The sequence below is a fragment of the Nostoc sp. FACHB-892 genome (assembly GCF_014698795.1).
Lineage (GTDB): Bacteria > Cyanobacteriota > Cyanobacteriia > Cyanobacteriales > Nostocaceae > Nostoc.
Map to the genome: position 1 here is coordinate 1 of NZ_JACJTR010000090.1, position 12,130 is coordinate 12,130.

Consider the following 12,130-nt stretch of genomic DNA (forward strand, 5'->3'; position numbering starts at 1 on the left):
TAATCAGCAACTTGTAAACTTCTTTTCCTCTGCGCTCACACTTCTCGAATTTCAGTTCTTTTAGATATCCAGTTAAGGCAGTTTGGGTAATCGCACTTGCTTCACTGTTGTTTAGGGTATACCACAGTGAACCATTGTGACGATTGCAGTAGATTTTGCAACTGCCAGCTTCAGAGTGCAATCCCAGTTTTGGCTTATTGATTGAAGCGACCAACTGCTTGAGTAGTTCTTCTTGGCGCATCAAGGCAGCAAGTAATTCGGAATTTTCTTGAGGGTTCATTTGTTTGTACCAAAAGCATTTTCACTTTTGCATTGGCGCAGCCGTTTAGTTGTGATATATGAAGCGTAGAGCCAATAAAACAGCGCTCTTGAATCAACAAAAGCGCTTTTTGTTACTAATTATTTGCCCTGTACAGATTATTGATGTGAATTAAATCTTGCGAGTAAATCTTCACGAGATAATTCAAGACACAGGGGAGTAAATTCTTCTGGTGTTAGCTGCAACAAACTATCGACTACTCTTGAGAGTTCTTCATCCACAGAACCAAACCGGAATCTTAACAAGTTTTCTACAACTTGGCGTTGCCCTTCTTGTACCGCTTGCGCTCTTGCTTCTTGATAAGCCTCTGTTAAATTCATAATTAACTCCTGGTCATCTTCAGTTAAATCTGTTTGTGTCATTACACTGATACGCCATCTGTAAACCATTTCAAGAACATTACGGCGGACAAGATTCTCTGGTGGAAGGGCAACCAGTTCACTTACTGCTTGCTGTTGTACTGTCCCTCGTCCCAAAAGCCTAAACCATAGAGTTTCTTCGGTGACAGGTAACTCGTTAATTGCTAGTATCGCCCCTCTAAAACATTTTTGGAAAAAGTAAACGCCACAAGGCCACTTTTCTAAGTCTAGCTTAACCTCTAAATCTGCTAACAGAGAGGCTGAAACACTAGGTGCCAAAATCCACAAACGAGCTAAATCATCTTCGCTAATGGTAGTTTCTTCTCTTTTGGCTTTGCGTTGAGAATCCGCAATCACAGTAAACAGCTTCATGAAACAGTTACGTACTTCCGTCCGACTGGGTTGATTACGAAACGGTTCTAGTAGCGTTGTATTTAACAAGGCAATTCTTCCCAATAATCCTAGACTTTCGGCTTGGGCTTGCGGGGAAGGTAAAAATAATACATCTACAAATCTGGTTACATCCGTTACTTCCCTGTTAATTTTTACTTCACCCAAAGGAGCTAATAATTCCTCTAGAAATTCTTTGGCAAATTTGTCGTGAGGTTGGTGAGGTTGTTGGGTCATTTTGTCCCTGGCGAACTGTGTTTTATTTTACAAGGATTGGTTATGGTTGCATGGTGGGCATTAAAACCCACCATTCTATTTACGCTGCTACCAACTCCCTACGAACTTGCGGCAGTTCAATCGGAGCAGTGACACTGGACAGTGCTTCTACAGCCTCTCTTACGCTCCAATACTGGACTCCATCACCACAGCGCCAGTAATAAGTCTTGGGGTCGTTTTCCCAGACTTCATCAGCATTTCTGACCTTGAAGACAATTCCCAAGAACTCACCATCAAGATATACGTTGTGAGCCGTCTGAAACTCAGTGCGTCCTACATAAGTCAGTCGGTAGTTGTCCACTGGCGTACACAAGTCTTCTGCACGAGTCCCGCGATAACCACAATTACCGCACCCATGTCCTTCGCAGTCTGGACAGATGGCAGCAGGCATATTCCACTTCGGCAAGGTGAAATCCCATTCAGCCGGTGGCGTTAATATTCGAGCCTTGTGAGAGATATAACAACCAGCATGACCGATTACCTTATCAGGATAGTATTGGATGCTCAACGATAACCAGTCACAATCACCCAACAAGCCAATTTTCTCAAAAGCTTGTTTTAATTCCTCATCTTCCTGGTGATTGCACTCTACTGGAGCAGCAAGACTCGCTTTAACGTCTGCAACAGCGCGTTTGAATGGTTCTTTGTGGTATCGAGCATAGCCGTGGGTCATTTTCACCCACACGATATCATCCGAGTTTATCCAGATAGTCACTACATCTTCGGGCTGGCAGTTTTTGGAGTAGTCCGACTGATTGACGATGGTTGCGATGATTTGGCGATCGCGTGTGGTCAACGGATCTTTTGTTGGCGTAGGGGCTGAAGTTTGTGTCATCATTAGCAAATACCTCTTAAATGGGTAAAAGGGCGATCGCTACGTCTGCGAAACTGTGCGATCGCCCTATTTTTATGGGTAAGTTTGTTGTGCTTGCACAACACTCTCAATCTAGAATTGGCGAAGCCTCATATTTAATGCTCTTAGTCAGTGACCGGAGCTTGCTACAGCAGCATATCTCTTGATCGAGCGGTAGTTCGCTTTTGCAACTTCAAAGCGACTTGTCGTACTGCTGTGGCAACTTTTTATTCAGCGCAAATCGATTTCCCTTCCTGTTCCCCTCGCTTTCTCTGGTTGCGCCAGTGCCTCAGCTACTCTCCCAGGTGGATTAATAAATTTACTATTTTCAAGGTTCAATGGTGAGCGCCTCTATATTTTTCTGGGAGGCTGACGCTTAGTTCCTCTCTTATAATTAATATAATACTAACTATTGTTAGTAATGTCAAGAGATGATTGGGGTATTTTAAGCTCTATTTGCGGAATAAAATCCTTCATCTGTGCGCCAATGGCTTTACACAATGTTTCTAACTGTTTTACGGATACACCATCAAAGTCATCATTTATTAACCGAATGATGAAAGCATCACTACATCTATTTCCTAGCTGTTCTGTCAAAATCTCAATTTTTTTGAAAGACAACCCAGAATTCTCTTTTTTATCTTTTAATAGAGCAGCTTTTTTGGCATCCCAACGGACTGTTTGCACTTCCTCTATTGGAACTAACACAAGATTTACTTCAATATTTTGATGATTTTCACTAACCATAGTAGTTGACATAAAATTTTATAGCAACTACTATTGTTATTGATAAAGCAAAAGCGATTATATTAAGAAACGCGATCGCTTCAATTTTGTGGTTTGCCAGATTCGCAAAGACAACAGAACTCGACAGTTCAGTTACAAAATCAATTTTTATATAACTGGAAGATGCTAATTACTGCACCCTAATTACAACCGTTCGCTGTGAAATGGCGATCGCGCTTTTAGGGCAGAGCAGTGCCTTCATTAATTGCATACGCCTGTACACGATTGCGGATCGAGGCAATGCCTATATGCGATCACCTTGATTCTAGAATGTTGATTTTTTATAACCAGTTTTCAGACTTAGTTAGGGTCACCGGACTTATCTCCGGCGATTTGAGCGTTCCAAGGCTACTTCCGGCTACTCCACCGCTACAAGATCATTTTTGACAAGTCCTCGTCAGAAACCTGAATGTTTTATAAGCAAGGATTTTGGGAATACTTGGGTACAGACACTGGAACTTTCAATAAGTTTAATAGAGAACAATATGCAACCAGCAATCAAAATTGACAGTGCAGTAACACCAAAAGCTAACCAAATTGCAAAAATTATCCAAAAACGTCGTCCATTAGCAAATAAAATTGAGATTGTAGAAACTACGCTCAAAAACTTATCTGCTGCTTTACGTCATCTCGAAAGACAACGTGACCAGTTGCTTACCAAAATTGACGATCCTGGGACAATTGGCAGGCTTAAGGAAATTAATTGTTCTTCAATTCAGAGGAGTATCGATGCTGAATTAGCTTCTCTCAACAATCTTAAATCTCGCTTTTCCCGCAATACTCTTAATATTGGTGTTGTTGGACGAGCTAGACAGGGTAAGAGCCGATTATTACAAAGTTTGACTGGGTTAACGTCGGCTGAAATTCCAGATGGGGATGATCAGCACTGTACAGGTGTTCGTAGCAATATTCACCATAACCCTGATGTAGAACCCTACGCTGAGGTTTGGTTTCATACAGAGCGTTCTTTTTTAGATGAAGTCATTGCTCCCTATTATGAACAGCTCCATTTAGGTTCAAGGCCCCTCTCTATTCAAGAGTTTGCTGATTTTCCATTACCAGAACTGCCTAGAGAGTTAGGTGAACGCCAAGCTCTGGCTGCTGCTAAGTACGATCACCTTTGCAGATACCATCAAAATTTTCCCAAATACCGAGATGCTCTACTAGAACCTTCACCATACCCAATTAAGCGACATCAAATTAGAGAATATGTTGCACAAGATACTATAGATAGACGACGGATTTATTTTAACTATCTTGCAGTTCGAGAGGTCAAAATTATTTGTCCTTTTCCGAATGTAGATATCGGGCAGATTGCTTTGGTTGATATGCCTGGTTTAGGAGATACTGGGATTGGTGATGCAGAGCGAATGATCAAAATTTTAGGACAAGATATTGATGTAGTTTTGTTTGTTCGTATGCCTAAATCAACAGGCGATTTTTGGGCTGCCGAAGACATTGAACTTTACGATATGGCTAACAGTGCTTTGATTGATCTGCCCATTAAAGAATGGTCTTTTATGGTTCTTAACCATATTACTGGAAGCTCCGATAATCGTCGAAATTGTGAAAGTTTAGCCGCAGCTATTGCTGAGAAACATATAGTTGTTCAAGAAGTTATAATTGCTAATTGTGCAGATTCTCAACAGGCACAAACAGAAATTTTAAATGGTATATTAAACTATTTAACTCAAAGAATTGAGGTCTTGGATCGGCAATATGCCTCTGCCTGCCAGGATAGATTAATTCAGCTTCAAAGAGCGGTGAAATCTGAATTGGAAAAAGCTAAGGATGCTTGGAGGCTAACCTCAAAAGACGATTGGTTCCCTAATTTCGTCATACTTTTTCAGGATTTATGGCGTAATTTAACCCGTGAGCTTGAAAGTTTGCTCTCATCTATGATCGTTAACCGCGATACGGATGATCAAAACTTTAAGATAGCAGTAAATTCAGCAATCCAATTATGTCGAACAGAACCAGAAATTCCTTCAATAGAAGAAATTAGGCAAAAACGTGATTGTACTGGCGCACTTGAAGCAGCTTACGCTGAGTGCCTACATGAAGTACGTACTCATTTATCCAAACGTTTTCTAACTCTTGATATTGCTTTGAAAGAGTCATTGGAAGAGGCAAAGTCAAAAGTAGTAAATGTTTTAAAGACGCATGGTAGATTGCAGAGATTAGCAGATGGAGAAGGAAGCGAGTTCCTTCAAAATTTAGCCGATACTATTCCGGAGCATTTGGATGGTTTAAGATTAGGTTTCCTAACGCTTGCAACCTTTGACTTGCAATATCGCGGCTTAATCCAACATCGTATTCGTAAGTATTTAGATGTTTTGATTCCTGACAGAACACCGTACAAATTGAATGATTTCTGGAGTGAAGCAATTCCTCCATTTTCCGCCAAAGTAGAGCGTAGTGAGAAGATTTTAGAAAATTTACGTAAAGCTCAAGCAGAGGCAGTTAACAACTGTGAAAAAGAGCTTAAAAATCTGTTGAAAGAGCCTCGCCAAGCAGGGTTCGCAATAGTTGAGGAGTTTGTGGATCGAGTATTACGTGCTCAAGGAGTTCAAACCGAATGGCAAATTTTTTTACAAGAGGTTGCCTCGGATGTTTGGGCAGATGAGTTTGGCTCAACAATAGCACGTACTCAACTCAGACGAGATTGGATGCAAACAGTGGAACGGGCAGAGCAGGCTATCGAATTAGAAAGGGTAAGCTTCTTGAGATAAAGTTGTCAAAACCCCTTACTATCAAGTTTGAATTTTATGGCGATCACTTTATTTCTATCAAAACCCAGTCTAAAAATGACATAGAAAGTAAAGCGATCGCTGCAATAATCCTAACTTGACGGTTTAGCACTAAAACAACTATTTACTGAGGAACACAGATGAATTATCTGTAGCTGTTGCTGAACTACAACGGCGTTTCGTTTGCTGGTGACTGGTAAATCTGACGCAATTCGGCAATTGTCGCGGCTATTTTGATTCCTTCTTTAATTGCCCGTAATTGTTCAATATCGGACAGTAAGGAAATTTCTGACATCAGGCTTAAGGACTCAGCACCAAATTTGAGTTCTAAACCTAACTCAATTCCTTCCAGTAATCCTAACCGAATACCGCTGCGCTCAAAAGAAGTTACATACTGCATACGTTGTTCTGCCTCCAATTGTTCTACTTCAAAAAGAAACTCTCGCTCCAAATCTTGAGGGAGTGTCAATACCCAGTCTACAAAAGCTAACAAGTTTAGAACATCTTCTCGTTCAAACCCTTGCTGGTACAATTTCCTCACCAAACTGAGTTTCTGCTGCTTACGCTGTAACCTATCGGTACGCGTTTGTACTGCGGCTAAGTGTGCCATGACTACAGTTGCCAATGGGTTACGGCTGACTTCCAGTTCAGACTGCTTTTGCTGATAGTCTACCAACTTGATCACAGGAAATTGGAAATTTACCATACAGCCAAATAATTCATAACCAAATTGATTCGGTCGCCAGTTAGTACGCTCATCACCAAGGACTGCTAATGACGCAACCGGACGCTTATATCTATCGTAAATGCGGTAGTTGTAAGTAAACATCCTCTCGCTAAAGTCAAACTCTGACTGAGATTGGATTTCCAGGTGTACAAGTACCCATGCTTCATCTCCTCCAAGACGATAAATTTTTACCAATTTATCCGCAAGGCGTTTTCCTAACTCGGCATCACGCACTACCTGCTGTAATTCCTGGTCTAAAAATTCTGGCTGTTGTGTCCAATCAATTTCTGCATGGGCTTGAGGGAAGAAGAATTGCATGAATTCTTCAAAGTACAGTTGTAGTATCTGTTTCCAAGGGCTATCAAATTCAGTTTGTGGGTTGTTATCGCTCATGCTGCAAAAGCTGAAATACTATAATAGTACATTAGTCCTATCTCCCACTCTTTAAATTAGACTTGTCCGAAAACTCCAAAGCCATACTGTTCAAAGCTTTGAGCCAAAACTTTGATATTTGCGTAAAAACGCAGTTACAAGGTTTTGAGATAGTTAGTGATAGTTTAGAGGCATAAAAATCAACTCCTAATTTCAAAAAGTTTATGATTATTGCTACTAGCTAACCTGGGAGAACCAAGCTACCTATTCTCAATCTAACTAACCCACATACTGTTAAAATAACTTGCTCATAAGTTTCGAGCTTTAAGCGGAATCTTTGTGAAGCTATCCGAAATATTTTAAGTAGTCGAATTAAATGCTCGATAAATATCCGATTACTAGACAAAGCCTTATTTTCATCTTTTTGCTGTTGAGTTAATTCTCGTTTTGGTTTCTTTTTATGAGGAGTAGTAATATTTTCGCCTCCTTGAAAGCCTTTATCACCTGAAAAAAGTTGAGACTTATTAAACTCTTTTTGAGATTTACGGAACAATTTTATATCGGCTGTTGGCCCAGGAACGCCTACTTCTACCTCCACAATATCCTTAGCTTCTGGCATCCCAACCATTAGACTTTTTAATGTATGTTGTTTCTTCTTACCAGAAAAATATTTTTGTTGTTCTTTTTGGTCGGAATCCCTATATATTGGCTGTTCTAGGCTATCGACTAATAGCCTAAAATTGTTTAATACTTCCTGAACAAAAAGTAAGTCGCTTTCATTATTTGAGACTTGTTCTAATAAACTAGCTGGTAAAATATCTCGGAGGATTGGTATCCAATAATGAAAAGTGTCGTTAGCTTCTGTCTTAGAAATGCCAAACATCATTCCTAATACTTGAAAGGTTGGCATCTGTCTTAGATAATATAAGCATAAACAGACTTGCTCACTTCTTGACAACTTGGTTGGGCGACCTCCTCCAGACGCATTGATTCTAATTTTTTGGCTCTCCTGTTTCACTTTGATTTCTTGGTGTCGCTTTTCCGCACATCTTAACAGTGACTGCAATTGTTCGTAACTAATCCCTAAAATTTGTTTTGTCCGGTGGGGATATTTCTGGATATAATCAAAAACCATAACTAATATCGAAAAATGGTAGACGCTCAATTTAACGTTTTACCATTTTTCTTTTCCTAAGTTAATATTTCGGACAAGTCTATTGGAGCTAGATACATGAAACAGGTAGTCAGACAAGTTAAAGAGCGCAATAAGATTGAGCTTCAATTACAAAATATTCAGTATGAACTTTGGAGATTAGATGATTCTGAATATAGAAAACTTAGGCAAAATAGCCTTGACATTAAAGATGACTCCAATTTCTTCAGGGAACTCTATTTTTCCGAGTTATTAAGTGAAGATAAACTTAACCTAGCAGAATTGTTTATCACTTTAACGTCCCTGTTTGGAGATAGTAGCGATTTATTTGATCAAGATAGAGGCTCATTTTACTTTCCCATATTACTAGTGATCAAAAAGGAGATAAATACTTTTTTCTACTTCATACGTATTTTTGACTCTCGTGGTTGGATTTGCTACCAAACATCTAAACTGTTTGAGAATGAAGCAGATGTTGATAAAAACAGAATTCAAAATGAACCCTTTGAGCAAGAATTCTCTCGACAAGAAATTAATAATTTTTGGAGCTATATCTACAGATATCTTACTGAATATTTTCACTCAATAAAATTAAATATTAGCGTTGAACCTTTTCTCAAAAGGATTGATTCTAATTTTATCCTTTATGGTTATTACGAGCATCAATATTTTGAGGAAGGATATGAATGTGAAGAATTATATTGGGCGAGAATCCAGTATTTCAATTCAGTTGGTATTCATGCTTGGCCACCACAAAATATAAAACCTATCTTGCAAACTATTATTAGTGAAATCGCTGACAAATAGTTGCGTTTACCCACATAGCAGTAAATAAAAAAAGTTGGCTCTAATAGCTGATTCTGATACTCTGGTATATCTGTAAATTATATAATTGCTTTTTCAGTTACACAGCCGTAAAGCAGTTATATATAGTATTTGTTTTATCTATACGCGATTACCTTTGGTACTGAAATTTAACACAATCACTCGACCTAAACTACTGTAATTGTAGCAATCTCACAACAAGAACCGATATGAAACATTTCCATCCTCATTTACTTCAAAATCAGCACTAAGTTCCTTAGCTTTCTTATCTAAATACTGTTTAGCAAATTGAGTTGATATCTGGGCGTTTTTCGCCAGTAGCAATACTGTTATTTTCCCAGAGTTGTTTTCAAGTAATTCTAAAAACACTAACTCAATTCGTTTTTGTTCTGATTCAAGCAGTAATTCTTGTTCTCTTTTGTGATGCTTTATTAAAGACCAACTCAACCACCCACCCATAGCTGTTGACGGAATAGTAAAAATAATTAAAGCAGCTACAGCACCTTCTTTATCTTTAGGGGTAGTTTTAGGATTAACCATTTCCAGAATCATCAAAATAGAAAATGGAATCCCAAATCCCAGAAAAAACAATGCTAAAAGTTTTCTAATTAATCTCATATAACTTTTCCCCTTCTACCGTTCACACCCAATCCCATCCCCATCTCTGTCAAAACCATGAGGATCGGGTGGCAGCACTTTAAACCTTCGTTGGCTAATATCTCGGCAATTTAAGTCTGGTGAATTCTTTGGAATGCAAAAATCTGGGTAAGCAGGGTCGCAGTTATTCTGTTGCTGTCCTTGAGTTGGCACTGAAGTTGCCCGTTGAGCAGCTTTGTGGCGGAAGTCCCAAGGCATTACAGGATTAGACTGGCTCCAAAAAGCTAAACGCTGTTGTTTAGCGGTGTTTTCACCCTGCAACAAACTATCTTTAGATTCTGGACAGCTTTTTAGATACTGACGATAGATCACAGCCTGTCCCTCTTGCACCATCTTGAGATTGACACTGCGATTCTCGACAAACACCTCTGCAACCAAGCGCTTGTATTTGTCAATTTCAACAGCACGTAAGGTGATTGCTTGTCCCACTGGCAGCAATTGTTTGAGTCTTGCTGATGATTGCTGTCCCCAAGGGTTTTGCTTCATCTCTGGTGCATCAATGCAACCGAGGCGAACAGTTACAGTTTTGTTACCAGTTTTCACCCGTATGGTGTCACCGTCACCTACGCTTACAACTGTAGCGGTAAGATTGTTGCCAAATACAGGTAACGACATTTGAGCTAAAAGCAAAGCGCCAACGCCAATCAAACGAAGTTTAAAAACCATTTGTACTAAAAATCACTCAAAACTTCTTTTAGAATTCCCAATTTCAGCCAAGCGATCGCTAGTTAATCGACAAATTAGTTTTATGTTTTAAATTAGAAAATATTATCCAATCTACTTTTCTTTAATTCTAGGTTTTTACTCTTTAGCTTCAGTAGTCAGAGAACGAATTAATTCCCGGATTACATCGGTTGCTGGTCTGCCAGTCATCGAGCAGTATTTTTCCAGCTTCTCTGCTTCACTTGAGGTGAGATTGATTGTAAGTCGTTTAGCAGCCCATTTTTTATTCATAATATTAGAAAAGTTTGATTTAGCAACTACTTATCTAATATCAATCACTTAATATGTTCTTTAACATGGGGCTACCACTGGCTTTTAATTTAAGAGATGATGAAGCAAACTAATATGTTTTTGGAAATAATAGTGAATCCGTAAAGTCTATTTTAGAGAATGAAGTTCTAGCTCATTAAAACCAATAATTATTAAGACATTATCAAGAAAGGATAAGATACTCTCACACAAAATAGGTACTCTGGTCAAGTAAGTTTTTATCGTTTCTTAAAAAAGTATTCTTTTGCATTTTGATATACATCAGTATCCATTGCCAAAGCACTCTTGTTGGAGATATTAAAGCGATTGAGGAAGCGATCGCTTGTGACAAAGCAGTACACTGGTACTATGCCGAAACTTCCAGAGTGCGATAACTGTCTTCTCTATTCACATAACCCCCACCTCGTCTGTGTCGTTCACCCTGATGGGGTAGAGGGCCAGAACTGCTTGGACTTTCGACTTGACCCCAATGCCGAAGGAGAGGAGCTATGGCAACCGGAGGGGGCAAGCTACTACAACGGTGAATTAATACTGCAACCACAACAGAGGTGGACGCAACAGCAAAAGCTGGAGTTACTTGATTGGCATCCAATGTTTACTGGTAAGTGTCCCCAGTGCGGTGCATCAAATGACCGAGACTACACCTCAAGAGTGCATTGGGATTGTGAATGCGGTTGGATGGATGATTCAATTTAGACCGTTCGCTCTTTCTTACTTCCTTGCGCTTAATGCCTGCTTGCTCAATTGCATCACAATATTTTGGGGTAATGGGTCTACGACAGCATCGGTCGGCAGAGATTTAATAAAAGCTGTCACCTCTTCCCCAGTTTTGTATTCCCTTCACTCCAAGCATCAGCAATCTGTTTAGCTATTTTATTAGCATCCTCTCGCTGATTATGAGCAGTGACACACTGTATATCATGACCAGTAAATGATATCCAAGTCTGCCAACGTTTCGTAACTGGGTGCTGTACAATGCCTGTAGTCAGTTCATTGTCCTCAAGCACTGATTTTTTCTTTGGGCGACCAAATCCTTTAAACATGGCAATATTGAGTAAACGCTACTTTAAAATGCCCAAAATCAACACAGCGATCGCTCTAGGTAAGATGCTAACAGGTTTGACTCCATCCAGTTGTGGGCGATAATCTACTGGTTTGTACATTCCCATTAATCACCTTGGAACCCAACCAGCTAAATTTATTTTCTGATTTGACCGTCACACCAGCACGCAGAGCAGAGACACTGGTAATGAGCCTTGAGGCGCTGTTGAAGTGGAAATCTCAGATTTTTGAATATCAGCAGAAGGTTCAAGAGAACAAACCACCACAGCAGACGGCATTGTTTGACCTTGCACCCAACCATTGCGACCCTGACGCGATAAACCCTTTCACCTTGTCCCTGCAATCAATGGCGTTTTACAGGATGCCAACAGATGAGGGTAGCGCCGCTATTTATTTTGTGATTGATAATGCCATGCCCTTGCTGTTGTATGTTGGTGAAACAAGACGATCTGGTAAACGGTGGAAAGGTGAGCATGGATGCAAGCAATATTTAGATAGTTACCATTCACTGCATCATCGTTATGGACTCCAACGAGAAGTGAGCATCGCTTTTTGGTGGGACACTCCCACAGACCGACGCGCACGGCAAGAATTGGAGTTGAACCTTA

Annotated in this window: 13 protein-coding genes and 1 pseudogene; 4 read left to right on the forward strand and 10 right to left on the reverse strand. The window is 39.8% G+C overall.

Annotated features, from left to right (window positions below; all coding sequences use genetic code 11):
* The 4 genes and pseudogenes from H6G96_RS38675 to H6G96_RS38690 form a co-directional block, all read right to left on the reverse strand.
* Positions 1 to 280, reverse strand: a pseudogene (locus H6G96_RS38675) (hypothetical protein); the annotation flags it as partial.
* Between the two features lie 137 nt (positions 281 to 417).
* The gene (locus H6G96_RS38680) at positions 418 to 1,305 is read right to left on the reverse strand and encodes a hypothetical protein (RefSeq protein ID WP_190919698.1); all 888 of its coding nucleotides are present in this window, start codon (positions 1,303 to 1,305) and stop codon (positions 418 to 420) included.
* A gap of 79 nt (positions 1,306 to 1,384) precedes the next feature.
* Entirely contained in the window at positions 1,385 to 2,182 is a 798-nt protein-coding gene (locus H6G96_RS38685; RefSeq protein ID WP_190919700.1) for a hypothetical protein, read from the reverse strand.
* Between the two features lie 420 nt (positions 2,183 to 2,602).
* On the reverse strand, positions 2,603 to 2,956 hold the full coding sequence (locus H6G96_RS38690; protein WP_190733784.1) for a hypothetical protein: 354 nt from the start codon (positions 2,954 to 2,956) through the stop codon (positions 2,603 to 2,605).
* Positions 2,957 to 3,468: 512 nt separating this feature from the next.
* Between H6G96_RS38690 and H6G96_RS38695 the strand changes: the two genes are divergently transcribed.
* Positions 3,469 to 5,715, forward strand: coding sequence for a hypothetical protein (locus H6G96_RS38695; protein ID WP_190919702.1), 2,247 nt, complete (start codon positions 3,469 to 3,471; stop codon positions 5,713 to 5,715).
* 184 nt (positions 5,716 to 5,899) lie between these two features.
* Here H6G96_RS38695 and H6G96_RS38700 read toward each other — a convergent pair whose 3' ends face one another.
* Positions 5,900 to 6,853: a cytosolic protein gene (locus tag H6G96_RS38700; RefSeq protein ID WP_190919704.1), complete on the reverse strand. Its 954-nt coding sequence runs from the start codon at positions 6,851 to 6,853 to the stop codon at positions 5,900 to 5,902.
* Between the two features lie 220 nt (positions 6,854 to 7,073).
* Complete coding sequence (locus tag H6G96_RS38705; RefSeq protein ID WP_190919707.1) at positions 7,074 to 7,967, reverse strand: transposase family protein; 894 nt, start codon at positions 7,965 to 7,967, stop codon at positions 7,074 to 7,076.
* A gap of 96 nt (positions 7,968 to 8,063) precedes the next feature.
* Between H6G96_RS38705 and H6G96_RS38710 the strand changes: the two genes are divergently transcribed.
* On the forward strand, positions 8,064 to 8,792 hold the full coding sequence (locus tag H6G96_RS38710; RefSeq protein ID WP_190919709.1) for a hypothetical protein: 729 nt from the start codon (positions 8,064 to 8,066) through the stop codon (positions 8,790 to 8,792).
* 210 nt (positions 8,793 to 9,002) lie between these two features.
* Here the strand turns inward: H6G96_RS38710 and H6G96_RS38715 are convergent, their stop codons facing one another.
* The 3 genes from H6G96_RS38715 to H6G96_RS38725 form a co-directional block, all read right to left on the reverse strand.
* Positions 9,003 to 9,428, reverse strand: coding sequence for a hypothetical protein (locus tag H6G96_RS38715; RefSeq protein WP_190919711.1), 426 nt, complete (start codon positions 9,426 to 9,428; stop codon positions 9,003 to 9,005).
* Between the two features lie 15 nt (positions 9,429 to 9,443).
* A complete protein-coding gene (locus tag H6G96_RS38720; RefSeq protein WP_242063623.1) occupies positions 9,444 to 10,133 on the reverse strand; it encodes a thermonuclease family protein in 690 nt (229 codons plus the stop codon).
* A 135-nt stretch (positions 10,134 to 10,268) separates the two neighbouring features.
* Positions 10,269 to 10,421 carry a ribbon-helix-helix protein, CopG family gene (locus H6G96_RS38725; protein WP_190919712.1) on the reverse strand — a complete coding sequence of 51 codons (153 nt, stop codon included), beginning with the start codon at positions 10,419 to 10,421 and terminating at the stop codon, positions 10,269 to 10,271.
* A gap of 387 nt (positions 10,422 to 10,808) precedes the next feature.
* On the opposite strand from H6G96_RS38725, the gene H6G96_RS38730 reads away from it, so the two are divergent.
* Positions 10,809 to 11,156 carry a hypothetical protein gene (locus H6G96_RS38730; protein ID WP_190919718.1) on the forward strand — a complete coding sequence of 116 codons (348 nt, stop codon included), beginning with the start codon at positions 10,809 to 10,811 and terminating at the stop codon, positions 11,154 to 11,156.
* Positions 11,157 to 11,272: 116 nt separating this feature from the next.
* Here H6G96_RS38730 and H6G96_RS38735 read toward each other — a convergent pair whose 3' ends face one another.
* Positions 11,273 to 11,503: a hypothetical protein gene (locus tag H6G96_RS38735; protein ID WP_242063624.1), complete on the reverse strand. Its 231-nt coding sequence runs from the start codon at positions 11,501 to 11,503 to the stop codon at positions 11,273 to 11,275.
* 134 nt (positions 11,504 to 11,637) lie between these two features.
* On the opposite strand from H6G96_RS38735, the gene H6G96_RS38740 reads away from it, so the two are divergent.
* On the forward strand, positions 11,638 to 12,130 hold a 493-nt coding region (locus H6G96_RS38740), incomplete at its 3' end, for a GIY-YIG nuclease family protein (protein WP_190919714.1).

Coding starts and splice junctions, on each gene's coding strand:
- H6G96_RS38680 (WP_190919698.1), bottom strand. CDS start 1,305: ATGACCCAACAACCTCACCAACCTCACGACAAATTTGCCAAAGAATTT.
- H6G96_RS38685 (WP_190919700.1), bottom strand. CDS start 2,182: ATGATGACACAAACTTCAGCCCCTACGCCAACAAAAGATCCGTTGACC.
- H6G96_RS38690 (WP_190733784.1), bottom strand. CDS start 2,956: ATGTCAACTACTATGGTTAGTGAAAATCATCAAAATATTGAAGTAAAT.
- H6G96_RS38695 (WP_190919702.1), top strand. CDS start 3,469: ATGCAACCAGCAATCAAAATTGACAGTGCAGTAACACCAAAAGCTAAC.
- H6G96_RS38700 (WP_190919704.1), bottom strand. CDS start 6,853: ATGAGCGATAACAACCCACAAACTGAATTTGATAGCCCTTGGAAACAG.
- H6G96_RS38705 (WP_190919707.1), bottom strand. CDS start 7,967: ATGGTTTTTGATTATATCCAGAAATATCCCCACCGGACAAAACAAATT.
- H6G96_RS38710 (WP_190919709.1), top strand. CDS start 8,064: ATGAAACAGGTAGTCAGACAAGTTAAAGAGCGCAATAAGATTGAGCTT.
- H6G96_RS38715 (WP_190919711.1), bottom strand. CDS start 9,428: ATGAGATTAATTAGAAAACTTTTAGCATTGTTTTTTCTGGGATTTGGG.
- H6G96_RS38720 (WP_242063623.1), bottom strand. CDS start 10,133: ATGGTTTTTAAACTTCGTTTGATTGGCGTTGGCGCTTTGCTTTTAGCT.
- H6G96_RS38725 (WP_190919712.1), bottom strand. CDS start 10,421: ATGAATAAAAAATGGGCTGCTAAACGACTTACAATCAATCTCACCTCA.
- H6G96_RS38730 (WP_190919718.1), top strand. CDS start 10,809: ATGCCGAAACTTCCAGAGTGCGATAACTGTCTTCTCTATTCACATAAC.
- H6G96_RS38735 (WP_242063624.1), bottom strand. CDS start 11,503: ATGTTTAAAGGATTTGGTCGCCCAAAGAAAAAATCAGTGCTTGAGGAC.